Source organism: Sphingomonas ginkgonis (genome assembly GCF_003970925.1).
Lineage (GTDB): Bacteria > Pseudomonadota > Alphaproteobacteria > Sphingomonadales > Sphingomonadaceae > Sphingomicrobium > Sphingomicrobium ginkgonis.
The window spans coordinates 3094850-3118306 of the sequence record NZ_RWJF01000001.1 but is presented as its reverse complement, the minus strand read 5'-3'; the positions used below and the strand labels follow the sequence as shown (position 1 = coordinate 3118306).

Sequence of the window (23457 nt, the reverse complement as noted above, 5' to 3'; positions counted from 1 at the left end):
TCAGGCCGGGCGTTCGGCCGCGGGGCTCGCCGCCGCGATCGCGCGGACCCGTTCGATCACCGCGGCGAAATGCTCGTCCATCTCGCGCATCACCCGCGCCGCTTGAGGCTCGTCGCCGATAGTCGCGAGATAGCGCGAGACGTTCCCGGCCTGATCGAGCAGGTCGGCGGTGCCGACTGCCGGGCCGACCAGCCGGGCGAGGTGGAGGACGGGAACCAGCGCGCAGTCCGCCGCGCCGATCCGGTCGCCGACGGCGTAGCGCTGGTGTGCGGCGAGCAGCCGGTCGAGCGCGGCGAACCCGAGCGCCGCCTGGGCCCGGCCAGCGGCCACGACCGCCTCCGGGCCTCCCGGCACGAAGATGAGATGCACCAGCATCGGCCGGACGCCCGCGGCGATCTCGCCATAGGCGATGGCGGCGAGCTCCTGGACCCGGGCCCGTGCTAGCGGCGTCGCCGGCATCAGCGACGGCCCGGGCAGGATCTCGTCGAGATAGGCCGCGATCGCCGCCGATTCGCAGATGTGCTCGCCCTCGTCGGTGACCAGCAGCGGGATCCGCCCGGCCGGGCTGATCGCCTTGAACGACTCGCTCCCGGTTCCCCCCGGCGCGGGCTGCACGTCCAGCTCGACGCCCTTCAGCCGGGCGGTCATCATGACCCGCTGGACGAAAGGCGAAGCGAGGCTGCCGTAGACGTGCACGGAGCGGAGCCTAGTGGAGGCCCAGCGCGGTGCGGTAGGTTTCCATCAGCGCGTCGGCCTCCTGGCGGGCGTGCGCCTCCAGCTTGCGGAGCGCGACGATCTTGCGCATCGTCTTGACATCGTATCCGTTCGACTTGGCCTCGGCGTAAACGTCCTTCACGTCATCCGCGATGCCCTTCTTCTCTTCCTCGAGCCGCTCGATCCGCTCGATGAACAGCCGCAGCTGTTCGGCCGCGACATTGTCTTCCGCCATGTTGTCCCCTTCGCTCGTTCCAAAATGCGAGGCGGCGACTTAGGCGAGCGTTTCGCCACGCTCAAGCCGGTTGAACCACGGGCACAAGCGGCTATGGGGCAGTCTCGCAACACAGGAGTGACAGGTGGCGGCTTCGATGGGCCCGCGCGGGCGCAAGGTGAGGGTTCTCGCGACTCTCGGCCCGGCCAGCGACACGCCCGAGATGATCGAGGCGTTGTTCCGGGCCGGCGCGGATGCGTTCCGAATCAACATGAGCCATGGCGACCAGTCGGCCAAGGCCAAGCTGGTGGAGGCGATCCGAGCGCTGGAGAAGAAGTTCAGCCGGCCGACCACCATCCTGTTCGATCTGCAGGGACCCAAGCTTCGGGTCGGCCGCTTCGCCGACGGATCGGTGATGCTCGAGCCGGGACAGCGCTTCTGCTTCGACACCTCGGCCGAGCCGGGCAACGAGCAGCGCGTCCAGCTGCCGCATCCCGAGCTGTTCGCCGCGGTCCACGAGGGCGACCGGCTGCTGATCGACGACGGCAAGATCCGCCTCCGGGTTGCCACCGCCGAACCCGACTATATCGAGACGATCGTCGAGGTCGGCGGGCAGGTCAGCAACTCCAAGGGCGTCAACGTCCCCGACGTTCTGGTGCCGATCCCGGCGCTCACCGAGAAGGACCGGTCGGACCTTCAGTTCGCGCTCGAGCAAGGTGCGGACTGGATCGCGCTGTCGTTCGTCCAGCGCCCCGAGGACGTCGCCGAGGCGCGCGAGCTGATCGGCGACAAGGCCGGGCTGATGGCCAAGATCGAGAAGCCCGCGGCGCTCGACCGGCTCGACGAGATCCTCGAGCTGACCGACGCGGTGATGGTCGCCCGCGGCGACCTCGGGGTCGAGCTTCCGCCCGAGGGCGTGCCGCCGCAGCAGAACCGAATCATCGGCAGCGCGCGCCGGCTCGGCAAGCCGGTGGTGGTCGCGACCCAGATGCTCGAATCGATGATCAGCTCGCCGACCCCGACCCGGGCCGAGGTGAGCGACGTCGCCAACGCCATCTACGACGGCGCCGACGCGATCATGCTGTCGGCGGAAAGCGCGGCGGGGAGCTTCCCGCTGCAGTCGGTCGAGATGATGGACCGCATCGCCCGCTCGGTCGAGCAGGACCCGATCTACAAGGGCCGGATCCATTTCACCGAAACGCCGGCCGAGGCGACCGCGGCGGACGCGCTCTCGGACTCGGCGGCGCGAATCGTCGACACGATCAAGATCGCGGCGATGGCCTGCTTCACCTCATCCGGGTCGACCGCGCGGCGGATGGCACGCGAGCGGGCGACGGTGCCGCTGCTGGTGATGACCGCCAGCATGAAGGTAGCACGGCGGTTGGGGCTGCTGTGGGGTAGCCACGCGGTCCACACCCGCGACGTGGCGAGCTTCGAGGAGATGGTCGCCAAGGCCAAGCGGATGGCGCTGCGCCACAAGCTGGCCGGCGCAAGCGAGCGGATCCTGATTACCGCCGGCGTGCCGTTCGGGCGCTCGGGCTCGACCAACGTGCTCCACATCGTTCGGCTGACCGGCGAGGAGCTGGACGACTACCAGAACTAGACGGCGGCCTCGCGCAGCAGCGACGGGACCTCGTCGACGATCTCGCGGGCGAGAAAGCCGACTGGGCCGACGCGGTCGCTGAGCCGGCGGCCCGCCTTGCCGTGCAGCCAGACCGACCAGAGCAGCGCGGTGAGCGGCTCGGCGCCGCGCGCGAGCAGCCCGGCGACGATACCCGCCAGCGTGTCGCCGCTGCCGGAGACCCCGAGGCCGGGTGCGCCGCCCTCGTAGAGCCAGGCGCCACCGTCGGGGGCGACGACATGGCTGCTGGCGCCCTTGACCAGGGTCACCGCGTCGTAGCGCCCGGCGCAGCGGCGGCCGCAGCCGAGCGGGTCGGCCTCGACATCGCTGGCGTCGCAGCCGAGCAGCGCCGCCATCTCGCCGGCATGGGGCAGGAGGATCGGCTGCTTGTCGGACCGCCGTGAATCCGCTGCCCGGGCGGGGAGCGAGCGCAGCAGGCCGGCATCGAGCGCCACCTCGGCGCCGCAGGTCAGCAGCGCGGCGGCGAGCTTCTCGCAGGCGTCGCTGGCCAGCATGCCGGGACCGGCGACCACCGCGTCGGCCTTGCCGGCGAGCTCGGCGAGGCGGTCGAGCTCGCCGGGCGCGAACCCGCCGTCGGCCGACTCCTCGATCGCGACGCACATCGATTCGGGCATGGCGATGCCGAGCGCGGGGGCATGGCTGGCGGCGGTCGCGACCTGCAGCTTGCCCGCGCCGGCTCGCATCGCGCCCCGCGCGGCGAGCAGCGCGGCGCCGCCGAGCGAGCGGTCGCCGGCGATGATCAGGAGATTGCCGTGAGCCGACTTGTCGCCGGCTTGGTGGACCGGAAGGGGATGGGCGCGGAGCGCGTCGCGGTCGAGCAACCGCGGCTGGCCGCTCACCGGCTGGCGACCATCTTGTCGGGCTCGGAGGTGACCGGCGCATTCTCCTGCTCGAGCGGCGCGGCGTGGTTCCACAACGCCAGCTTGGGCGCGCAGGCCAGTTCCTCCGTCTCGAAGTCGAAGGCGCAGATGCCGCAGTTGAGGATCTCGGCCTGCTTGTCGATCGAGAGGATGTCCTGCTCGCTCAGTTCCTCGAGGATGTAGCGCATGCACAGCACCACCACCTGGTGGCAGACGATCAGCACCCGCTTGCCGCTGTATTGGAGGTTGATGCTGTTGAGCGCGCTGCGCAAGCGGAGAATGACGTCGGCCCAGCTCTCGCCGCCCGGGGGGCGATGATAGAACTTGCCGAGCCGGGTGCGGTGCGCCGCCTCCTCCGGATATTGCTGGCGAATCCCAAGCGTGGTCAGCCCGTCGAACACGCCGAACTCGCGCTCGCGCAGTCGCTCGTCGATGACGGTGCGCGCCTTGCCGCCGCTCCGCCCGCCCGCCTCGCAGATCGCCTGCGCGGTCTGGCGCGCGCGGAGGTAGGGCGAGGATAGGATGACCTGCGGCTTCTGCTCGTCGGGCAGCGCGGCGAACCAGCGGCCGGCGGCGGCGGCCTGCTCGTGCCCGAGGTCGGACAGCGGCACGTCGACGTCGCGGATCTCGATCCCGATCGTCGCCAGCCCCTGCTCGGTGGCGAGGTCGCGCGCGACGTTGCCCTGGCTCTGCCCATGCCGGACCAGCCACAGCCGCTCCGGCCAGAAGATTTGTTGCTCGGCGTTCATCCGCCCTCCTTCCGACCAACAGACGCACGGGCAAGCGAAGGGGTCCCAAGAAGAAGCCCCGCCGGGGGCAACCGGCGGGGCTTCGGGTACGGTGGACCGGAACGGTCCTTTGACTGGCGGCCCGGAGGACGGCCGCGGGGGATCGATCCCCGTTACATCGCCATTCGAAGTTCGCGGCTGCTGCCCTTGGTCGAGGCGCGGGCCGCATCCATCTTGCGGAAGGTGCTGAGCGCCTGCCCGACGATCTGGTCCATGTTGTAGTAGCGGTAGGTCGCCAGGCGGCCGACGAAGGTCACCCCCGGGGTCGCATCCGCCAGTGCCTCATACTGCTTGAAGAGACGCTGGTTCTCCTCGCGCGGGATGGGGTAGTAGGGATCGCCCTCGGCCGCCGGATATTCCAGCGTGATGCTGGTCTGCGGGTGCACCTGACCGGTCAGATGCTTGTACTCGCTGATCCGGGTGTAGGGGATGTCCGGGCTCGGGTAGTTGACCACCGCGACCGGCTGGAACTCCTCCTTGTCGATCGTCGAATGGACGAACCGCAGCGACCGGTAGGGCAGCTTGCCGAACTTCCAGTCGAAATATTCGTCGATCGGGCCGGTGTAGATGATGTGCGCGGCGTTCACCTCGTCCCGCACGTCGCGGAAGTCGGTGCCGAGCGACTTGTCGATCAGCGGGTGGTCGAGCATCCGCTCGAACATCCGGGTGTAGCCCTCCAGCGGCATGATCTGGTGCACGTCGTTGAAGTAGCGGTCGTCGGTGTTGGTCCGGGTTGGGATCCGGCTGGTCACCTGCTTGTCGAGCTCCGACGGATCAAGGCCCCACTGCTTGCGGGTGTAGCCGCGGAAGAACAGCTCGTAGAGCTCGCGCCCGACGGCGTTGATGACCACGTCCTCCGAGGTGCGAATGTCCTTCACCGGTTCGGCGCGCGAGGCGAGAAAGGCCGCGGCCTCCTCGTCGTTCTTGAGCCCGGCGTTGAACAGCATGTTGAGCGTGGTGCGGTTGATCGGAATTGGCACCAACTGGTCGCGGACGCTGGCGAGCACCTTGTGCTCGTAGGGCCGCCACTCGGTGAACTGCGACAGGTAGGAGACGATCTCGTCGCTGTTGGCGTGGAAGATGTGCGGGCCGTACTTGTGGTAGAGGATGCCCGCCGCATCCTTCTCGTCATAGGCGTTGCCGGCGATGTGATCGCGCTTGTCGAGCATCAGCACGCGGGCGCCATGCTGCGAGGCCAGCCGCTCGGCGAGGACCGAGCCGGCGAAGCCGCAGCCGACGACCAGATAGTCGTACTTGCGCGCGGTCGGCATGTGAGTGGCGACCGAGACCAGCGCCGGACGCTCCGGGGCCGGTTCCTTTTCGATGGCCTGGCTGACCAGCGCCGCCATGCGGGCCTGGGTCGTGTCCCAGCTCATGTCGGCGAGGTGGAGGTCGACCTCGGCGAGCCAGTCGGGGCCCGAGCGCGACAGCTCGAGCGCCTTGTCGATGCCGTCGACGAACTGCTCGGCAGTCCCCGCGATGCGGACGCCGTTGACGCGCTCATAGTGGCGCTTGACGTCGCGGATCGGGGTCGAGACGACCGGGCGGCCGGCGGCCAGATATTCCGGAGTCTTGGTCGGCGAGATGAAGCGGGTCGCCTCGTTGATCGCGAACGGCATCAGGGCGACGTCCCAGCCCGACAGATAGGCCGGAAGCTCGTCGTAGCTCTTGCCGCCGAGATAGTGGATGTTGTCGGCCTTGGGCAGGTCTTCGTCGCTGATCTTCACGACCGGACCGATCATGATGAACTGGAGGTCCGGTCGCATCGCGGCGATCTGGCCGAGCAGCTCGGTGTCGAACCGCTCGTCAAGCACGCCGTAGAAGCCCGCCTTGGGGCCCTTGAAGGCCTGCTGGTCGGCCGGCTCCGCGATCGAGCCGCGAGCCTGCGCGAAATGCGCGCGGTCGACCGACGAGGGGAAGGGGTGGACATTGCCGTGGCGCTGCTTCTTGCTCTCGTAGAGCGAGTAGCCGCCGGTGAAGACGACGTCGGAGCTGGCCAGCAGCTCCTTCTCGAGGTCGAGCAGTTCCTTCGGCGCGAAGCGGAACGCGCTGAGCTCGTCCATCGCGTCATAGACGGTGGCGACCGCGTCGAGATGCCGCGAGAAGGGCAGCATCATCGGGGTGTAGTACCAGCGGATGATCTCGTTCTTGACGGTCGAGGCGACGAACTCGTCGAGCAGACCCTTCAGCACCGTGTTGCGCGCGGTCTCGTCGAGACCGTCGGGAAGGCGCGGGGTGACGATGGTGAGACCGGGCGCGTTGTTGGCCTGGCGGATCTCCAGCGTGGGCGATTCACCGGCGGAAGCGGGGAGCGGCTCTTCCCAGAAGAAGACGGGCTGGGTCTTGGCGAAGCGGCTCATCAGGTGCTGCGGCCGCTGGAAGACGAAATCCCAGCGCAGATGCGAGAAGCAGATGAGGGACGGACGATTGCCGGGCGGCGGGGCTCGATCCCCGCCAAGGCTGCCGGCAGGAACCGGGACGCCATTATACATTGCTCGATACCCTCCTGAAACGATGTCGGAAGCTGAACGGCAGATGTCCGATTCGGGTTCCGTGCAGCAACTTAGATAAGTGAGAATTTCGCTGCAGCGCACAACAAGCTGGCGCTGCTAAATCATTCAAACTTCTGAGAGTCTTAGGTGGTTGTGCAAGGTTCATCTTTCAAGAGGAGCGTTGCAATGCAGCGCGGTTGACGCGCCTTTGCGTGCATGGAACAGCGCTGCTCAGTTCAAAAACGGAGACAAAGCGCATGGCCACCACCATCGAAGAGCTCGACAGCCGGCGCGAGGCCGCTCGGCTCGGGGGCGGCCAGCGGCGGATCGACGCGCAGCACGCCAAGGGGCGGCTGACCGCGCGTGAACGGCTCTCGGTGCTGCTCGACGAGGGCAGCTTCGAGGAGGTCGACATGTTCGTCGAGCACAACTGCGCCGATTTCGGCATGCAGGACCAGAAATATCCCGGTGACGGGGTGGTGACCGGTTCGGGCACGATCAACGGGCGGCTGGTGTTCGTCTTCGCGCAGGATTTCACCGTGTTCGGCGGCTCGCTGTCGGAACGCCACGCTCAGAAGATCTGCAAGATCATGGACGCGGCGATGAAGGTGGGCGCGCCGGTGATCGGCCTCAACGACAGCGGCGGCGCGCGCATCCAGGAGGGCGTCGCGAGCCTCGCCGGCTATGCCGAGGTGTTCCAGCGCAACGTGCTCGCCAGCGGCGTCGTCCCCCAGCTCTCGCTGATCATGGGTCCGTGCGCGGGCGGCGCGGTCTATTCGCTGGCGATGACCGACTTCATCTTCATGGTGAAGGACTCGAGCTACATGTTCGTCACCGGTCCGGACGTGGTGAAGACGGTGACCAACGAAGTGGTGACCCAGGAAGAGCTGGGCGGCGCGGTCACCCACACCACCAAGTCGGGCGTCGCCGACCTCGCCTTCGAGAACGACATCGAGGCGCTGCTGATGGCGCGCGAGTTCTTCGACTATCTGCCGCTGTCCAACCGCCACCCGGTGCCGGTGCGGCCGACCACCGACCCGTGGGACCGCCGCGACGACAGCCTCGACACGCTGATCCCGCCCTCGGCGACCACGCCCTACGACATGCACGAGCTCATCCGGAAGGTCGCCGACGAGGGCGAGTTCTTCGAGGTGCAGCCGACCCACGCCGCCAACATCATCACCGGCTTCTGCCGGATCGAGGGGCACACGGTCGGAGTCGTCGCCAATCAGCCGCTGGTGCTCGCCGGCGTGCTCGACATCAACAGCGCGAAGAAGGCCGGCCGCTTCGTCCGCTTCTGCGACGCCTTCGACATCCCACTGCTGACCTTCGTCGACGTGCCGGGTTTCCTCCCCGGCGTCGGCCAAGAGCATAACGGGATCATCAAGCACGGCGCCAAGCTGCTGTTCGCCTATGCCGAGGCGACGGTGCCCAAGATCACGGTGATCACCCGCAAGGCCTATGGCGGGGCCTATGACGTCATGGCGTCGAAGCACCTGCGCGGCGACTTGAACTATGCCTGGCCGACCGCCGAGATCGCGGTGATGGGCGCCAAGGGCGCGGTCGAAATCATCTTCCGCGGCAAAACGACGGAAGAGATCGCCGAGCGCACCCGCGAATATGAGGAGCGCTTCGCCAACCCGTTCGTGGCGGCAAGCAAGGGCTTCATCGACGAGGTGATCATGCCCCACTCGACCCGCCGCCGCGTCGCGCTTGGGCTCCGCAAGCTGCGCGACAAGCAGCTCGAGAACCCGTGGAAGAAACACGACAACATTCCGCTGTGACGGCTTGAGCGTCGACACCCTGACGGCCGTCATCCTGAACTTGTTTAAGGACCCATTTGCGAAAAGGTCGCAGCGGTTGCCGAATGGGTGCTGAAACAAGTTCAGCATGACGGGATGTGGCGAATCGGCGCTGCCCGTCACAGCGGCGGCAGGCCGAGCCCCGTCGCCAGGTCCAACCATTGCGGATTGTCGCTCTCGACCAGGTTGATCTTCCATTGCCGGTGCCAGTTTTTCAGCTGCTTCTCTCGGGCAATCGCCTCGGGCATGGTTTCGAACTGCTCGTAACGGACGAGATGATGGACGCGGTACCTCGCCGTGAAGCCGCGGACCTGATTGATGCGGTGCTGATAGACCCGGGCGACGAGGTTGGCGGTCACGCCGATGTAGATCGTCCCGTAGGGCTTGCTGGCAAGGATGTAGGTGCAGGGCTCGATCATAGAACCTCACGTCATCCCGAACTTGTTTCGGGACCCATGGCCGAGCAGGCGGATCATGTTGGAAGATGGGTGCTGAAACAAGTTCAGCATGACGCGGAGGGGATAGAGATGGGCCACTACACCGCAACGATCCGCTGGTCCCGCTCCGGCACCGCTTTCACCGATGGCCGCTATTCCCGCGGCCATTCCTGGGCCTTCGATGGCGGGGCGGTCGTGCCCGCGTCCGCCAGCGCCGACAATGTCCCGCCGGGCACTGCCGACCCGGCCGCCGTCGATCCGGAAGAGGCGTTCGTCGCCGCCCTTTCCTCCTGCCACATGCTGTTCTTCCTCGACTTCGCCCGCCGCGCCGGATTTGTCGTCGAAAGCTATGTCGACGAGGCGGAGGGCACGCTGGCAGAGGACGATCAGGGTCGGATGGCGATGACCCTCGTCACGCTCCGCCCGCGCCTTGAATGGAGCGGCGACGAGCCCTCGGTCGATCAGATCACCGACCTGCACCATCGCGCGCACGAAGCCTGCTTCATCGCCAGCAGCGTCCGCACCGAGGTTCGGGTCGAGCCGCGCTGAGGCGCTTGCCATCCGCCCCGCCGAGGCTATGCGCTCGGGGCCAAGCCGCTGACCCGGGAGAGAGAGAGATGAAGACCCGCGCCGCCGTCGCCTTCGAGGCGAAGAAGCCGCTCGAGATCGTCGAGCTGGACCTCGAGGGTCCGAAGGCCGGCGAGGTGCTGGTCGAGATCATGGCGACCGGCATCTGCCACACCGACGCCTATACGCTCGACGGTCTGGACAGCGAGGGCCTGTTCCCCTCGGTGCTTGGCCACGAGGGCGCGGGGATCGTCCGCGAAGTGGGCGCCGGGGTGACCAGCGTCACGCCGGGCGACCATGTCATCCCGCTCTACACGCCCGAATGCCGCCAGTGTAAGTCGTGCCTCAGCGGCAAGACGAACCTCTGCACCGCGATCCGCGCCACGCAGGGCAAGGGGCTGATGCCCGATGGGACCAGCCGCTTCAGCTACCGCGGCCAGACCATCTACCACTACATGGGCTGCTCGACCTTCTCCAACTTCACCGTGCTGCCGGAGATCGCGGTGGCGAAGATCCGCGACGACGCGCCGTTCAAGACCAGCTGCTACATCGGCTGCGGGGTGACGACCGGGGTCGGCGCGGTGGTCAACACCGCCAAGGTGCAGGTCGGCGAGACGGTGGTGGTGTTCGGGCTCGGCGGGATCGGGCTCAACGTGATTCAGGGTGCGCGCCTCGCCGGTGCCGCCCGGATCGTCGGCATCGACATCAACCCCGACCGCGAGGAATGGGGCCGGCAGTTCGGCATGACCCACTTCCTTAACACAAGGGGCATGAGCCGCGAGGAGGTGGTCGCCAAGGTGGTCGAGCTGACCGACGGCGGCGCCGACTACAGCTTCGACGCGACCGGCAACACCGAGGTGATGCGCACCGCGCTCGAGTGCTGCCACCGCGGCTGGGGAACGAGCATCATCATCGGGGTGGCCGAAGCGGGCAAGGAAATTGCGACCCGGCCCTTTCAGCTTGTCACAGGGCGCAACTGGCGCGGGACGGCGTTCGGCGGCGCCAAGGGGCGGACCGACGTGCCCAAGATCGTCGACTGGTACATGGACGGCAAGATCGCGATCGACCCGATGATCACGCACGTGCTCAGCCTCGAGGACATCAACAAGGGTTTCGACCTGATGCATGCGGGCGAGAGTATCCGCAGCGTGGTGGTCTATTAAAAGGAGGGCAAGCATGTTCAGTCATGTGATGGTGGGCAGCAATGACGTCGAGCGGTCGAGGCAGTTCTACGACCGGCTGCTCGGCTCGATCGGCGGCAAGCCGGGCCGGGTCGACGACAAGGGGCGCGGCGCGTGGCGCCACAACGGCAGCGTGTTCATGGTCTCGCCGCCGATCGACGGCCAGCCGGCCACCAACGGCAACGGGATGACGATCGGCTTCACCTGCGACAGCCCGGAGCAGGTCGACGCCTGGCACCAGGCAGGCGTTGAAGCCGGGGGCACGGCGATCGAGGATCCGCCCGGCTATCGCGAGAACGCGTTCGGCAAGCTCTACCTCGCCTATCTGCGCGACCCCGACGGCAACAAGCTCTGCGCGCTGCACCGGCCGGCGCAATAGGCATGGACATCGTCAGCGAGGTGCGCTCGCACGGCGGGCGGCAGCTCGTCTGCAAGCATCGCTCGACGGCAACGGAGACGGAGATGGTCTTCTCCGTCTTCCTGCCCCCGCAGGCGGAGCAGGGCGGCCGGCTGCCGATGATGTGGTATCTGTCAGGGCTGACCTGCACCCACGCCAACGTCACCGAGAAGGGCGAGTATCGCGCCGCCTGCGCCGAGCACGGGCTGGTCCTCGTCGCGCCGGACACCAGCCCGCGCGGGGAGGGCGTCCCCGACGATCCGGAGGGCGCGTGGGACTTCGGGCTGGGCGCCGGCTTCTACGTCGACGCGACCGAAGTGCCGTGGGCGGCCAATTACCGGATGTGGAGCTATGTCACCGCGGAGCTGGCGGCGCTGGTCGAGGCCGAGTTCCCGGTCGATCCGGCGCGGCAGGGGATCACCGGCCACTCGATGGGCGGGCACGGCGCGCTGACGATCGCGCTCAACCATCCGGAGTGGTTCCGCTCGGTCTCGGCCTTCGCCCCGATCGTCGCCCCCTCGCAGGTGCCATGGGGCGAGAAGGCGCTCGGCCGCTATCTCGGGCCGGAGCGCTCGGCCTGGCGGCGGCACGACGCGGTGGCGCTGATCGAGGACGGCGCGCGGGTGCCCGAACTGCTGGTCGACGTCGGCGAGGCGGACCCGTTCCTCGAGCGGGAGCTGCGGCCCGAGCTGCTGGAGCGCGCCTGTGCGGAAGCGGGGATCAGGCTCGAGCTGCGGCGGCAGCCCGGATATGATCACAGCTACTACTTCATTTCGACCTTCATGGCCGACCATCTGCGCTGGCACGCCGAACGGCTCGTCGGAACAAGCAATTAACCGGTGGAATAATTAACCCATTTCGGATATAACTATCCCCGCTGTGAACATACTTGCCTGTTGCGAGGCTGTAGCGTTGGGGTGCTTTGATGCAGGATTTGCGTACGGGTCCGTCGCCCGTGGCCATGCAGCTGCTAGTTCCCGTGGAACGGCGCTGGTGGCAGATCTGGAAGCCGCGCGTCGTCGACATGCGGCCACACATCATCCAGTTCGATGTCCGGAGTTCCGCTCCGCCGGCCCGCCGACGTCGGCGCGGCTGAGGTCGCTTAGCGGAGCGCGGCGGCGGCCCTGGCCCGGCCGAGGATCGTCGCATGGTCGTCGCCCGGCTGGACCAGCCAGCTGCCGCCGATGCAGCTGACCGCGTCGAGCGCCAGCCACTCGGCCGCCGTGTCCGGGCGGATCCCGCCCGTCGGACAGAAGCGCACCTGACCGAAGGGCGCGGCGAGCGCCTTGACCGCCGATCGCCCGCCCGAGCTCTCGGCGGGGAAGAACTTGAACCGGTCGAGCCCCATGTCGAGCCCGCGCATGATGTCGCCCGCGCTGGCGACTCCCGGCAGGAACGGCAGCCCGCTGTCGATCGCGGCGCGGCCAAGCCGCTCGGTCAGTCCGGGCGAGACGATGAACTCGGCGCCCTCGTCCCGCGACGCCTGGAGCTGGTTGGGATCGAGCACCGTGCCGGCGCCGACGATCGCGCCGCTGACCCGCCGCATCGTGCTGATTGCGGCGAGCGCCTGAGGCGTTCGGAGCGTGACCTCGAGGACCCGGATCCCGCCTTCCACCAGCGCCTCGGCGATCATCACCGGGTCGGCGTCGGGGCCGATCACCAGCACCGGGATGACGGGCGACACCCGCATCAGCTCGTCGGCGGTCATGCATGCTCCTTGGCGAAGGCGGCCGCGGCGCCGAACAGGCCGGGCTGGGGATAAGTGATGAGCTTGACCGGCATGTCGTCCATCAGCCGCTCGAACCGGCCCTTGGCGATGAAGCGGTCGCGGAACCCCGAGCGGCCGATATGGTCGACCAGCCGCAGCCCGAGCCCGCCGGCGATGACCACCGCCGAGGCGCCCTGCGCCAGCGCGAGGTCGCCGGAGATAGCGCCGAGCGTCAGGAAGAAGCGGTCGAGCGCGGCGGCGGCGAGACTGTCGCTGCCGTTCATCGCCGCGGCCCACAGCTCCTTCTCGTCGTGGATCGCGGTTGGGCGCTTCTCGATGGTGGCGAGCGCCTCGTAGATGTTCATAAGGCCGCGGCCCGAGATCAGCCGCTCGATCGAGACCCGGCGGAAGCTGCGCCGGAGCTCGCCGAGGATGCGGTCCTCGAGGCTGTCGAGTGGCGCCCAGTCGATGTGCCCGCCCTCGGTCGAGATGACCTCGTAGCCGCGCCCAAGTTTGAGCAGGCTGGCGACGCCGAGCCCGGTGCCGGGGCCGAGGATGGTGACCGAGCCATGGTCGGGGAGCGGACGGTCGGGTCCGCACAGGTGGCGATAGGCGCTGCCGTCGAGCGCGGCGACGGCATGGCCGATCGCACCGAAGTCGTTGACGATGGTGAAGCGGTCGACGCCGAGCTTTTCCTGCATCAGCGCGGGCCGGATCACCCACGGATTGTTGGTAAGCTTGAGCACCTCGCCGCCGATCGGCCCGGCGAAGGCGATTGCCATTTCCTTGGGCAGCGGCTGGTCGATGCGGCGGCCGAACTCCTCCCAGGCGAGCTGGAAGCTGGCATGCTCGTTGGTCTTGAGCGTGACCGGCTCCGACAGCGACACGACCCGGTCGCCGTCGAGCCCGGCCAGCGCGTAGCGGGCATGGGTGCCCCCGACGTCGGCGGTCGCAATCGTCCTCAAAGTTCGGTCTCCATCGCGGCGAGCATCGCCGAGGCGCCACGCTCCGCCTCGTCGGCGCGATGGCGGAACATGGCGAACAGCTCGCGCCCGGTACCGACCGGGGGCGGGGTGGGCGGCGCGGGCTCGCGGGTCGCGAGGTCGACCCCGATCACGTCGAGCGTTCCGCGCTCGGCGCAGATCCGGACCAGGTCGCCGTCCTGGACCCGGCTGAGCGGGCCGCCGCCGAGCGCCTCGGGCGAGCAGTGGATCGCGGCAGGAACCTTGCCGCTGGCGCCCGACATCCGCCCGTCGGTGACCAGCGCGACCCGGTGCCCGCGGTCCTGCAGCACGCCGAGCGCGGGGGTCAGCTTGTGAAGCTCGGGCATGCCGTTGGCACGCGGACCCTGGAAGCGGACGACGACGACGACGTCGCGGTCGAGTTCCTTGGCCTGGAAGGCGGCGAGCACGGCTTCCTGCGTCGCGAAGACCCGCGCCGGCGCCTCCACCGTCCAGCGGGCCGGATCGACCGCGCTGGTCTTGAAGGTGGCGCGGCCGAGATTGCCCTGGACGAGCCGCATACCGCCGTCGGGAAGGAAGGCCTCGCCGACCGGGCGGAGCATGTCGGGGTTGTTGCTCGCGCCGATCTCGGTCCAGGCGAGCTCGTCGCCGGCGAGCGTCGGGGTGCGCGCATAGTCGTCGAAGGAGTCTGCCCCGGCGGTCAGGATGTCGCCGTGGATCAGCCCGGCGCCGAGCAACTCCTTGGTGACGTAGCCGATACCGCCGGCGAAGTGGAAGTCGTTCACGTCGCCCGAGCCGTTGGGGTAGACGCGGGCGATCAGCGGGACGATCGCCGACAATTCGTCGAAGTCGTGCCAGTCGATCAGGATCCCGGCCGCGCGGGCGATCGCGGGGAGGTGGATGACATGGTTGGTCGAGCCGCCGGTGGCGAGCAGGCCGACCATCGCGTTGACAATCGCGCGCTCGTCGACGCAGTGGGCGAGCGGGCGGGTTCGCGCGGCGCCCAGCTCGGCGAGGCGGCGGATCGCGGCGCGGGTCAGCGCCTGGCGCAGCGGGGTGCCCGGGTTGACGAAGGCGGCGCCGGGGACGTGCAGCCCCATCAGCTCCATCATCATCTGGTTGGAGTTGGCGGTGCCGTAGAAGGTGCACGTCCCGGCAGCGTGATAGCTCTGCGATTCGGAGGCGAGCAGCTCGTCGCGGCCGGCCTTGCCCTCGGCGTAAAGCTGGCGGATCCGCTGCTTTTCCTTGTTGGCGAGGCCGGACGGCATGGGTCCGCCGGGCACGAACAGGGTCGGCAGGTGACCGAAGCGGAGCGCCCCGATCAGCATGCCCGGCACGATCTTGTCGCAAATGCCGAGCAGCGCGGTCGCCTCGAACATGCCGTGGCTCAAGCCCACCGCAGTCGACAGCGCGATTGTGTCGCGGCTGAACAGCGACAGGTCCATCCCGGGCTGCCCCTGCGTCACCCCGTCGCACATCGCCGGCACGCCGCCCGCGACCTGCGCGGTCGCGCCGACCTCGCGGGCGAAGATCTTCATCTGCTCGGGGTAGCGGCCGTAAGGCTGATGCGCCGAGAGCATGTCGTTGTAGCTGGTGACGATCCCGATGTTGGGACCGCGGATGGTGCGGATCGCGTCCTTGTCCTCGCCCGAGGCGGCGAAGCCGTGCGCGAAATTGCCGCAGGACAGGCGCGGCCGGCTGATCCCGCGCTCGGCCTCATCGGCCATCAGCGCGAGATATTTCTGCCGGCCCGGACGGGACCGCTCGATGATGCGGTCGGTGATCGAGGCGACGCGCGGGTCGAGGGTCATCAGGGGCACCAGTGAATGTCGATCGGCTGCTCGGCCTCGGCCAGCACGCGGCCGATCGGCAGCCTGGAGGACTGGCCGTCGGCGATCGCCTGCTCGAGAAGGTCGCGCTTGGCCTGGCCGGTGATGGTGATGAGGATGGTCCGCGCCGAGAGGATGGCGGCGCGGGTCAGCGTCACGCGCGCGACCGGCGCCTCGGGCGGCAGCGGGTCGGGGGTGACCCCGATCGCGCGGCGGGCCTTGGGCGCGTCGAGCGCTTCCTTGAGGTCCGGCCCGGCGAAGATCGAGGCGGTATGGCCGTCACCGCCCATGCCGAGCCAGCAGAGGTCGGGCGGCCAGGGCAGGTCCTGCAGCCGGGCGTCAGCCGAGTTGCCGGCAAGCTTGGCGTCCTGGATCTCGCCGGTGATCGGAACCACCCGCGCGCCCAGCGGCAGGAAGGTCTGGGCGAGCAGCTTGGCGTTGCTGAGGTCGTCGGTGATCGGCACCAGCCGGTCGTCGGTGGGGACGACCACGATCTTCTTCCAGTTGAATTTCGCCTTCGAAAGCTTGGCGTAGATCGGCCGCGGCGTGCCGCCGCCGGGCAGCGCGAGCAGCGCCGCGCCGCGCGCATCGAGGGCGCTCTCGATAATGAACCCGACGTCGCCGGCGACCGCCTCGGCCATTTCGGCCGGGCTGTCATACTCCCACCATTCCGCTTCAATCATTCCAGCTCACTCCATTGCGCTCCGCCAACGCAATCGCCGCCGAGGGGCCCCAGGTTCCGGCGGTATAGGATTTGGGGGTCATGCCGGCCTCTTTCCACGCCTGGCGGACGCCATCGACCCACGCCCACTGGGCTTCCACCTCGTCGCGGCGGACGAACAAGGTCGGGTCGCCCTCGATCAGATCGAGCAGCAGCCGCTCGTAGGCGATCCGGCGGCGGACGTCGCTGAACACGTCCTTCTGGCCGATCTCCATGTCCACTTCGCGCAGGCGGATGCCGTGGCGGTCGAGCCCGGGGACCTTGGCCATCAGCTTCAATTCGATATTCTCCTCCGGCTGGATGGAGATGAGCAGCCGGTTGGGCCGCGCCTGCGCGCCCTTGCCGCTGAACATCGAATGGGGGACGCCCTTGAACTGGATGACGATCTCGGTCCGCCGCTCGGGCATCCGCTTGCCCGTGCGCAGGTAGAACGGGACGCCGGCCCAGCGCCAGTTCTCGAGATGCGCCTTCAGCGCGACGAAGGTTTCGGTCTCGGACGGCTTGCCGAGCTCCTCGGCGTAGGCGGGGACCGGCTGGCCATCCACCGCGCCCGAGCCGAACTGGCCCAGCACCAGGCTCTGCTCGACGCTGTCGCGGGTGATCGGACGGAGCGAGCGGAGGACCTTCACCTTCTCGTCGCGGATGGCGGTCGCGTCGAAGCTCGCCGGCGGCTCCATCGCCACCAGCGCGAGGAGCTGGAGCATGTGGTTCTGGACCATGTCGCGGATCGCGCCCGACGGGTCGTAGTAGCCGCCGCGCCCTTCCAGCCCGATCGTCTCGGCAACGGTGATCTGGACATGGTCGATCGCGCGGGCGTTCCACAGCGGCTCGAAGATGACGTTGGCGAAGCGCAGCGCGAGCAGGTTCTGGACCGTCTCCTTGCCGAGATAATGATCGATCCGGAAGGTCGCGCTCTCCGGGAAGGCGGAGGCGACCGCGTCGTTGATCTCGGTCGAGGAGGCGAGGTCGGTGCCGAGCGGCTTCTCCAGCGCGAGCCGGACATGGTCGCCGGCAAGCCCGACCGAGGCCAGCCCGTCGATCGTCGGCTTGAACAGCGAAGGCGCGGTCGAAAGGAAGATGGCGATCTCGCCCGCGTCCGGCCCGACCGCGTCGGCAAGGGCCTTGAACCCCTGAGGGTGGGTGGCGTCGAGCGGGACATAATGGACCCGCTGGGCGAAGGCGGCCGCCTTGTCCTGATCGAGATAGTCGGCCGGGACATGGTCGCCGAGCGCCTTCAGCACATGCTCGCGGAACGCCGCGTCGTCCTGCTCGGTCCGGGCGGTGGCGATGATCCGCAACCGGTCGGGAAGCAGGCTGTCGAGGTCGAGCCCGTAGAGCGAAGGAAGCAGCATTCGAGCGGCGAGATCGCCGGTCGCGCCGAACAGGATCAGGGTCGAAGCCTTGTCTGCCATGCGAGCCTCATAGCGGGGAGTTGGCAAAAGGGCAGCGGCGAATGCATGCCCGCGGTCGACGCGCATGCGTATTTGAGCCGTTACGGACCGCCGCCCCGACCGAATGGCCGCCGTTCGATCGGGCAGGAGCCCCGCCGCGCCGCTGCGGACGGGTTGGAAATTATCCCGCGCGACGCGGCAACTTCCCTTGCGGCAGCCGGTTGAGCCGACACCGGAGTTCCGGTCAGTACAAGGGTGAAACCGACATGAGTGACACGACGCGACGTGAAGCGATGGCGATGGCCACCATCGGCGCAGTGGCAGCAGTGGCGGCGCCGGGCGTGGCGCAGGGGCAGGCCGCCGCGCCGACCGCCCGTGGCGGCAAGCAGAACCCGCGCGACAAATATCCCAAGCCGCCCTTCCCCTCCCAGTCGCAGCCCTGGCCGGGGCTGGCGAGCCGGATGAACCCGCGCCCCGACCATGGCGAGCAGAGCTATGTCGGATCGGGCCGGCTGTCCGGACGCAAGGCGCTGATCACCGGTGGCGACAGCGGAATGGGCCGCGGCGCCGCGATCGCCTTCGCCCGCGAGGGCGCCGACGTCGCGATCAACTATCTTCCCGAGGAGGAGCCCGACGCCCGCGAGGTGGTCGCGCTGATCCGCCAGGCCGGCCGCAACGCGGTGGCGTTCCCCGGTGACATCCGCTCTGCCGCCTTCTGCCGGCAGCTAGTCGATCGCGCGGTGAGCGGGCTCGGCGGGCTCGACATCCTGGTCTGCAATGCCGCCCGGCAGCAGTCGATCCCCTCGATCCTCGATCTCACCGACGACGAGTTCGACCGGACGATGAAGACCAACATCTACGCGCCCTTCTGGATCATCCGGGCGGCGGTGCCGCACCTCCAGCCGGGCTCGGCGATCATCGGGACGACTTCGGAGCAGGCCTACAACCCCGACCCGGACCTCTACGCCTATGCCCAGACCAAGGCGGCGACGATGAACTATGTGAAGTCGCTGGCGAAGCAGCTCGCGCCGCGCGGGATTCGCGTCAACGGGGTCGCGCCGGGACCGATCTGGACCCCGCTCCAGGTCTCGGGCGGGGCCAGCCAGGGCAAGCTCGTGACCTTCGGCGCGACTTCGCCGCTCGGCCGGCCTGGGCAGCCGGGCGAGCTGGCGGGCATCTTCGTCCGCCTCGCCGAGGACGACGGCAGCTACACCACCGGCAACATCTATGGCGCCGGCGGTGGACAGGGGCAGCCGTAAGGTTGGAGGTAGCAGGATGATCATCGCAATCGCCAGAACGACCATGCTCGCGGCGGCGCTCGGGAGTGCCTCGGCGGCCCTTGCCGCGCCCGAGAAGGGTTCGCAGAAGACCCGCGACTTCGTCCAGGCCGCGGCGGCGTCCGACACGTTCGAGATGGTGGAGTCCTACTCCGCGCTGGCGGAAAGCCGCGACCCGCAGGTGCGGTCCTTTGCCGAGCAGATGCTGCGCGACCATGGCCAGACCAGCCAGCGGCTGCAGCAGGCGGCGACCAGCTCCGGGCTGAAGCAGCCGGTCATGCAGGTCGACGGCCAGCAGTCGCAGTTCCTCGCCGCGCTGCAGAGCGCGCGCGGCCCCGACTTCGACAAGACTTACTGGCGCCAGCAGGCGTTCGCCCACCGCTCCGCGCTGCTTGCCCAGCAGCAATATGCGGCGAGCGGCGACACCCCGGCGGTGCGGCAGGCGGCGCAATCGGCGGTCCCGCTCATCCAGTCGCACCTGGCGATGGCCGAGCAGATGAGCGCCCGGGCGGGCAACTAGATGTCCTGGGTGAGGTAGCGCTCGGTCGCCGCGTTGCTGTCGATCAGGCGATAGTTGGAGATCATCACCTTGGAGCTGAGCACGTCGCGGATCACCGTCGACAGGCTCAGCGGCCCGGCCTCTGCATAGCCCGGCATGCCGACGATCTCGAGCGCACCGAGGCAGATGTCGGTGGCGGTGTCCGAGCCGACGGTCTTCAGCCGCTTGACGTTGGCCGACCAGTTCATCCCCGCGACCATTGCGTCGTGCGGCTCGTCCACGTCGCGGATGGCGTCGCGGATCAGCGCATTGAGCGTGTAGTGCCGGTCGATCAGCGCGCTCAGCTGGAAGCTGACCACCGCGCGGATCGCCTTCTCGTCGGCAGACATGCCGCCGACCACCCGCTTGCAGAGCGACAGCGCGTGCGATGCCAAGCCGCTCCAGAGGGCCGCCCACAGGATGTGGATGACCGGGGTCATGGTCGCGCGGGCGATCGCCGGGAATTTCTCGGTGAGGATCGCCTCGGGGCGGAACCGGAGCTGGAGCGCGAAGGGGCGGTTGTCGATGCCCTTCATGCCCATGAACTCGGCGACGCGGCCCGAGGTCGCCTCGACGTCGTCCTGCCGGGCGAGGATGAGCACCTGCGAGCGCCGCTCCTCGGCATCGACCAGCACCGCCGCCGCCGCCTGCGCGAGGTAGGAGATGTTGGGGCTTTCCTTGACCAGCGTGTAGCGGTCAGGATCGCCGCGATCGATGGTGCAGCGGGTCCCGAAGATGTCGCCGCCGACCCCCTTTTCCGAGGTGCCGCTGGCGATCAGGCTCTGCTCGGCGCGGAACCGCTCGAGCTGGGCGGCGAGATAGGGCGTGTCGGTCGCGTGGCGTTCGAGCGTCAGCGCCTGCGACAGGTGCATGGCATAACTGAGCGCGGCAGACCCCGAGAGCTCGGCGATGCGGTATGTCATCCGAGCCGCGCTGCGCAGCGTCGGGGCGAGCGGCTGGCCGGCGACGGGCGCCGCCGGCCACAGCAGCCGCGCCTCGGCCAGCCGGGCGAGGATGGTGTCGGACAGCTCGCGGTCGGACAGAGTCGGGGCGGTCTCGCGGATGCTGGCCAGCAGCGATTCGCAGGTGGTCACCGGGTCCGCGACGTCGTCCATCAGGCGCTCCTTGCACGGGGGTTGGCGGTCGCCTCGTCCAGCAGCCGCCGGATGGCCGCATGGTCGGGCTTGCCGTTGGGGGTGAGGGGGAACTGCTCGACCACCAGATAGTGGCGCGGCTGCATGTGACGGGACATGACCGTCCGGGCGAATGCCTTGAGTTGGCGGTCGAGCCCGTCGATGCCGGGGCGGGCGACGACGGCGGCGACCACCATCTGCCCGTAGATGTCGTGCGGCAGCCCGGCGACGACCGCGCCGGCGACGAGCCCGCTGCCGTGGAGCAGCGCCTCGATCTCGTCGGGGCTAACCCGCACTCCCATCGACTTGATCAGCCGGTCGCGGCGGCCGCGGATGGTGAGCAGCCCCTCGCGGTCGCGGACGGCGAGGTCGCCGGTGAAGACGACCTTCGGCGTCTGCCCGTCGGCCGGCGCAAAGGGATCGGGCCGGAGCACGCGCGCGGTGGCCTCCGGGTCGCCCCAGTAGCCCATGAACACGCCGGTGCCGCGATGGACCAGCTCGCCGACCTCGTCCGGCCCGGCCTCGCTGCCGTCCTCGCGCAGGATGCGAAGGTCGACCCCCGGGTAGGCAAGGCCGACCGAGTGGGGGTGGCTGGCGGCGAGCGCCGGCGGCAGCCCCGCGCTGCGATAGGTCTCGGTCATCCCGTAGTTGAGCGAAAAGGCGCTTGCGGGGAAGGCGGTCTGGAGCTCGGCGAAGATGGCGTCGGGGATCGGCCCGCCGGTATTGGTGACCAGCCGGACCGAGCCGGTGTCGGTGGTCCGCAGCGTCGACACGCCGCGCAGCAGCAGGGCGAAGATCGAGGGCAGGCCGGCGAACACGGTCGGCCGCTGCGCCTCGAGCGCGGCGCAGATCGCCAGCGCATTGCGCTCGGTCGGGAGCAGCTGGGTGACCCCGAGCAGCAGGGTGGAGAGCAGCTGCCCGTAGCCATAGTCGAACGACCAGGGGATCGGGCAGAGGATCCGGTCCGCCTCGCCGAGCCCGAGATGGCCGCCGACGCTGATACAGGCCTCGACCAGGGTCCGGTGCGACTGGGTCACGCCCTTTGGCATGCCGGTCGAGCCCGAGGTGAAGAAGATGGAGGCGGGCTCGGCCGGGTCGACGATCGCGGCGGGCCGGTTGTCGGCCGGGGGCAGACCGCCGCCGCCGAGCGCCACGAGCGGGCCGTCGAACAGCCCCGCGACCCGCCCGGCATCGCTGTCCGCGGTCACCAGCGCGGCCGGGGCGACGACCCGGATCGCATGCTCGAGGTGGGCGAGCGGCGCCTCGTCGTTGAGCAGCGCGACCACCGCGCCCGCCCGCCACGCCCCGAGCATCGCCGCGGCGAGCTCGGGCCGGTTGGTGCTGAAGAAGAGGCAGCGGTCGCCCGGCCTGACCCCGGCGTCGCGAAAGGCGCGGCCGTAGCGGAGCGCCGCGGCGGCGAGCTCGGCGAAGCTGGTCCGCGTGTCGCCCTGGATCAGCGCGGGATGGTCGGCACGGGCGGCGGCGACGCGCTCGAACCGCGCCCACAGCGTCTCGCCCGAGGCCGCCGTCAGGATCATGCGCTCCGCTTCAGCCGGCCGGTGCGGTCGATCTCGGCCCAGTAGTTGAGCTCGCTCTCGGTCGCGTCGACCAGCGTCTCGCCGTCGAGCAGATATTCGCGCGGCTCGGGGTGGCTGATGAAGCGAGTCGGGCTGGCGGTGAGGCCGTAGGCGCCCGAATTCTCGACTGCCAGCAGGTCGCCGCGCCGCACCGCGGGCAGCTCGATGTTGGTGGCGAGCACGTCGATGCTGGTGCAGAGCGGCCCGACCAGCGTGTATTTGTCGGTCGCGGCGTTCGGGTTGGAAACGTTGCGGATCCGCCAGTTGCGCTTGATCACCGTCCCCATCATCCCGAACGCGGCGAGATGGTTGTTGAAGCCCGCGTCGCACAGCCGCATGTGCGCCCCGCGGCTCTCCTTCTCGCCGACCACGGCGGTGACCAGCAGCCCCGGCGGCCCGACCAGCCAGCGGCCCATCTCGAGCACGCACTCGGCCGACTGGAAGCGCGGCTCGGCCTTGAGCTCGCGGATGGTCGCCTCGACCCCGGCGGCGACCGCCTGGATGTCGAGCGGCTCGTCGGCGGCGCCATAGGGCAGGCCGAACCCGGCCCCGAACACCAGCTTGCGCGGGCGGATGTCGGCCTGCTCCGAAGCCGCGCGGAAGATGCGGACGAAGCCCGTCATATTGTCCGCGATGGCTTCCGGGTTGAGGCTGTTGGTCCCCGAGTAGATGTGGAAGCCGACCAGCTCGAGCCCGGGCAGCTGGGCGATCCGCGACAGCGCCTGCCCGACCTCTTCCTCGTCGATCCCGAACTGGCTGGCCCGCCCGGAGAAGCTCACTCCGAAATGCTTCGGGCCCGAGGCCGGATTGATCCGCAGTAGGATCGGCTGGCGGACGCCCAGCTCGACCGCATGGGCGCTGGCGACCTCCGCCTCGTGAAGCGATTCGACCACCAGCTCGCCGATCCGCTGCTCGACCGCGCCGCGGACCTCCGCCTCGCGCTTGGCCGGGCCGGAGAAGGTGATGCGCTCGGGCGGGCAGCCGATCGCCAGCACCCGCTCGATCTCCTTGTAGGAGGAGACGTCGAAGGTCGCGACGAACGGGTCGACCAGCCGCAGCAGCTCGAGATTGGGGTTCGCCTTTACCGCGTAGCTGACCCCGAACAGCGCCCCGAAGGTCTGCTCGAGCTGCGCGAAGCGGTCGCGGATCGCCGCCGCGTCGAAGATGTAGAAGGGCGTGCCGTTCGCGGCCGCGATCTCGACGAGCTTGCTGTTGCTGATGGCCATG

Annotated in this window: 22 protein-coding genes; 8 read left to right on the top strand and 14 right to left on the bottom strand. The window is 69.0% G+C overall.

Annotation, left to right across the window (positions count from 1 at the left end):
• Together HMF7854_RS15075 and HMF7854_RS15070 are read right to left on the bottom strand one after the other, a co-directional pair.
• Complete coding sequence (locus HMF7854_RS15075; protein ID WP_126719953.1) at positions 1-696, bottom strand: glutathione S-transferase family protein; 696 nt, start codon at positions 694-696, stop codon at positions 1-3.
• A gap of 10 nt (positions 697-706) precedes the next feature.
• Positions 707-949, bottom strand: coding sequence for a DUF2312 domain-containing protein (locus HMF7854_RS15070; protein WP_126719952.1), 243 nt, complete (start codon positions 947-949; stop codon positions 707-709).
• Positions 950-1073: 124 nt separating this feature from the next.
• On the opposite strand from HMF7854_RS15070, the gene pyk reads away from it, so the two are divergent.
• Positions 1074-2531 (top strand): pyruvate kinase, encoded by a 1458-nt coding sequence (pyk, locus tag HMF7854_RS15065; RefSeq protein ID WP_126719951.1) that lies wholly within the window; start codon positions 1074-1076, stop codon positions 2529-2531.
• Here pyk and HMF7854_RS15060 read toward each other — a convergent pair.
• The 3 genes from HMF7854_RS15060 to glf all read right to left on the bottom strand — a co-directional run bounded on the left by HMF7854_RS15060 (position 2528) and on the right by glf (position 6710).
• On the bottom strand, positions 2528-3409 hold the full coding sequence (locus HMF7854_RS15060; RefSeq protein WP_221766457.1) for an NAD(P)H-hydrate dehydratase: 882 nt from the start codon (positions 3407-3409) through the stop codon (positions 2528-2530). The two genes, pyk and HMF7854_RS15060, sit on opposite strands and share 4 nt — an antisense overlap.
• A complete protein-coding gene (locus HMF7854_RS15055) occupies positions 3406-4179 on the bottom strand; it encodes a histidine phosphatase family protein (RefSeq protein ID WP_126719950.1) in 774 nt (257 codons plus the stop codon). The genes HMF7854_RS15060 and HMF7854_RS15055 overlap by 4 nt, the downstream gene beginning before the upstream one ends.
• A gap of 152 nt (positions 4180-4331) precedes the next feature.
• A complete protein-coding gene (glf, locus tag HMF7854_RS15050; RefSeq protein WP_239017010.1) occupies positions 4332-6710 on the bottom strand; it encodes a UDP-galactopyranose mutase in 2379 nt (792 codons plus the stop codon).
• A gap of 257 nt (positions 6711-6967) precedes the next feature.
• On the opposite strand from glf, the gene HMF7854_RS15045 reads away from it, so the two are divergent.
• Positions 6968-8494, top strand: a complete 1527-nt coding sequence (locus HMF7854_RS15045; protein ID WP_126719949.1) for an acyl-CoA carboxylase subunit beta — start codon at positions 6968-6970, stop codon at positions 8492-8494.
• Positions 8495-8631: 137 nt separating this feature from the next.
• On the opposite strand, the gene HMF7854_RS15040 is transcribed toward HMF7854_RS15045, so the two are convergent.
• Positions 8632-8931 (bottom strand): GIY-YIG nuclease family protein, encoded by a 300-nt coding sequence (locus HMF7854_RS15040; RefSeq protein ID WP_126719948.1) that lies wholly within the window; start codon positions 8929-8931, stop codon positions 8632-8634.
• Positions 8932-9039: 108 nt separating this feature from the next.
• Here HMF7854_RS15040 and HMF7854_RS15035 point away from each other — a divergent pair, with 108 nt between their 5' ends.
• The 4 genes from HMF7854_RS15035 to fghA all read left to right on the top strand — a co-directional run bounded on the left by HMF7854_RS15035 (position 9040) and on the right by fghA (position 11930).
• Positions 9040-9498, top strand: a complete 459-nt coding sequence (locus HMF7854_RS15035) for an OsmC family protein (protein ID WP_126719947.1) — start codon at positions 9040-9042, stop codon at positions 9496-9498.
• Between the two features lie 68 nt (positions 9499-9566).
• Positions 9567-10679, top strand: coding sequence for an S-(hydroxymethyl)glutathione dehydrogenase/class III alcohol dehydrogenase (locus HMF7854_RS15030; protein WP_126719946.1), 1113 nt, complete (start codon positions 9567-9569; stop codon positions 10677-10679).
• Between the two features lie 13 nt (positions 10680-10692).
• Complete coding sequence (locus HMF7854_RS15025) at positions 10693-11076, top strand: VOC family protein (protein ID WP_126719945.1); 384 nt, start codon at positions 10693-10695, stop codon at positions 11074-11076.
• 2 nt (positions 11077-11078) lie between these two features.
• Entirely contained in the window at positions 11079-11930 is an 852-nt protein-coding gene (gene fghA / locus HMF7854_RS15020; protein ID WP_185829314.1) for an S-formylglutathione hydrolase, read from the top strand.
• Positions 11931-12196: 266 nt separating this feature from the next.
• Here fghA and eda read toward each other — a convergent pair whose 3' ends face one another.
• The 5 genes from eda to zwf are packed head-to-tail and all read right to left on the bottom strand — an operon-like array spanning position 12197 to position 17726.
• The gene (gene eda / locus HMF7854_RS15015; protein WP_126719943.1) at positions 12197-12802 is read right to left on the bottom strand and encodes a bifunctional 4-hydroxy-2-oxoglutarate aldolase/2-dehydro-3-deoxy-phosphogluconate aldolase; all 606 of its coding nucleotides are present in this window, start codon (positions 12800-12802) and stop codon (positions 12197-12199) included.
• A complete protein-coding gene (locus tag HMF7854_RS15010) occupies positions 12799-13767 on the bottom strand; it encodes a glucokinase (RefSeq protein WP_126719942.1) in 969 nt (322 codons plus the stop codon). The genes eda and HMF7854_RS15010 overlap by 4 nt, the downstream gene beginning before the upstream one ends.
• Positions 13764-15575 (bottom strand): phosphogluconate dehydratase, encoded by a 1812-nt coding sequence (edd, locus tag HMF7854_RS15005; protein WP_221766476.1) that lies wholly within the window; start codon positions 15573-15575, stop codon positions 13764-13766. Before edd ends, HMF7854_RS15010 begins: the two co-directional genes overlap by 4 nt.
• On the bottom strand, positions 15575-16276 hold the full coding sequence (gene pgl, locus HMF7854_RS15000; protein WP_126719941.1) for a 6-phosphogluconolactonase: 702 nt from the start codon (positions 16274-16276) through the stop codon (positions 15575-15577). The genes edd and pgl overlap by 1 nt, the downstream gene beginning before the upstream one ends.
• Entirely contained in the window at positions 16269-17726 is a 1458-nt protein-coding gene (gene zwf, locus HMF7854_RS14995; RefSeq protein ID WP_126719940.1) for a glucose-6-phosphate dehydrogenase, read from the bottom strand. Before zwf ends, pgl begins: the two co-directional genes overlap by 8 nt.
• 245 nt (positions 17727-17971) lie before the next feature.
• On the opposite strand from zwf, the gene HMF7854_RS14990 reads away from it, so the two are divergent.
• Positions 17972-18964, top strand: coding sequence for an SDR family oxidoreductase (locus HMF7854_RS14990; RefSeq protein WP_126719939.1), 993 nt, complete (start codon positions 17972-17974; stop codon positions 18962-18964).
• 16 nt (positions 18965-18980) lie between these two features.
• On the top strand, positions 18981-19502 hold the full coding sequence (locus tag HMF7854_RS14985) for a DUF4142 domain-containing protein (protein WP_185829313.1): 522 nt from the start codon (positions 18981-18983) through the stop codon (positions 19500-19502).
• Here HMF7854_RS14985 and HMF7854_RS14980 read toward each other — a convergent pair.
• The 3 genes from HMF7854_RS14980 to HMF7854_RS14970 are packed head-to-tail and all read right to left on the bottom strand — an operon-like array spanning position 19499 to position 23456.
• Positions 19499-20635: an acyl-CoA/acyl-ACP dehydrogenase gene (locus HMF7854_RS14980; RefSeq protein WP_126719937.1), complete on the bottom strand. Its 1137-nt coding sequence runs from the start codon at positions 20633-20635 to the stop codon at positions 19499-19501. The genes HMF7854_RS14985 and HMF7854_RS14980 overlap by 4 nt on opposite strands.
• Positions 20635-22191, bottom strand: a complete 1557-nt coding sequence (locus tag HMF7854_RS14975; RefSeq protein ID WP_126719936.1) for a class I adenylate-forming enzyme family protein — start codon at positions 22189-22191, stop codon at positions 20635-20637. The genes HMF7854_RS14980 and HMF7854_RS14975 overlap by 1 nt, the downstream gene beginning before the upstream one ends.
• A complete protein-coding gene (locus HMF7854_RS14970) occupies positions 22188-23456 on the bottom strand; it encodes an alanine racemase (protein WP_126719935.1) in 1269 nt (422 codons plus the stop codon). The genes HMF7854_RS14975 and HMF7854_RS14970 overlap by 4 nt, the downstream gene beginning before the upstream one ends.
• Position 23457: the final 1 nt, after the last annotated feature.

Excerpts from the sequence above, each read along its gene's own strand:
- HMF7854_RS15070 (WP_126719952.1), bottom strand. The coding sequence starts at position 949 with ATGGCGGAAGACAATGTCGCGGCCGAACAGCTGCGGCTGTTCATCGAG.
- HMF7854_RS15055 (WP_126719950.1), bottom strand. The coding sequence starts at position 4,179 with ATGAACGCCGAGCAACAAATCTTCTGGCCGGAGCGGCTGTGGCTGGTC.
- glf (WP_239017010.1), bottom strand. The coding sequence starts at position 6,710 with ATGTATAATGGCGTCCCGGTTCCTGCCGGCAGCCTTGGCGGGGATCGA.
- HMF7854_RS15045 (WP_126719949.1), top strand. The coding sequence starts at position 6,968 with ATGGCCACCACCATCGAAGAGCTCGACAGCCGGCGCGAGGCCGCTCGG.
- HMF7854_RS15040 (WP_126719948.1), bottom strand. The coding sequence starts at position 8,931 with ATGATCGAGCCCTGCACCTACATCCTTGCCAGCAAGCCCTACGGGACG.
- HMF7854_RS15035 (WP_126719947.1), top strand. The coding sequence starts at position 9,040 with ATGGGCCACTACACCGCAACGATCCGCTGGTCCCGCTCCGGCACCGCT.
- HMF7854_RS15030 (WP_126719946.1), top strand. The coding sequence starts at position 9,567 with ATGAAGACCCGCGCCGCCGTCGCCTTCGAGGCGAAGAAGCCGCTCGAG.
- HMF7854_RS15025 (WP_126719945.1), top strand. The coding sequence starts at position 10,693 with ATGTTCAGTCATGTGATGGTGGGCAGCAATGACGTCGAGCGGTCGAGG.
- fghA (WP_185829314.1), top strand. The coding sequence starts at position 11,079 with ATGGACATCGTCAGCGAGGTGCGCTCGCACGGCGGGCGGCAGCTCGTC.
- eda (WP_126719943.1), bottom strand. The coding sequence starts at position 12,802 with ATGACCGCCGACGAGCTGATGCGGGTGTCGCCCGTCATCCCGGTGCTG.
- edd (WP_221766476.1), bottom strand. The coding sequence starts at position 15,575 with ATGACCCTCGACCCGCGCGTCGCCTCGATCACCGACCGCATCATCGAG.
- pgl (WP_126719941.1), bottom strand. The coding sequence starts at position 16,276 with ATGATTGAAGCGGAATGGTGGGAGTATGACAGCCCGGCCGAAATGGCC.
- zwf (WP_126719940.1), bottom strand. The coding sequence starts at position 17,726 with ATGGCAGACAAGGCTTCGACCCTGATCCTGTTCGGCGCGACCGGCGAT.
- HMF7854_RS14990 (WP_126719939.1), top strand. The coding sequence starts at position 17,972 with ATGAGTGACACGACGCGACGTGAAGCGATGGCGATGGCCACCATCGGC.
- HMF7854_RS14985 (WP_185829313.1), top strand. The coding sequence starts at position 18,981 with ATGATCATCGCAATCGCCAGAACGACCATGCTCGCGGCGGCGCTCGGG.
- HMF7854_RS14980 (WP_126719937.1), bottom strand. The coding sequence starts at position 20,635 with ATGGACGACGTCGCGGACCCGGTGACCACCTGCGAATCGCTGCTGGCC.
- HMF7854_RS14975 (WP_126719936.1), bottom strand. The coding sequence starts at position 22,191 with ATGATCCTGACGGCGGCCTCGGGCGAGACGCTGTGGGCGCGGTTCGAG.
- HMF7854_RS14970 (WP_126719935.1), bottom strand. The coding sequence starts at position 23,456 with ATGGCCATCAGCAACAGCAAGCTCGTCGAGATCGCGGCCGCGAACGGC.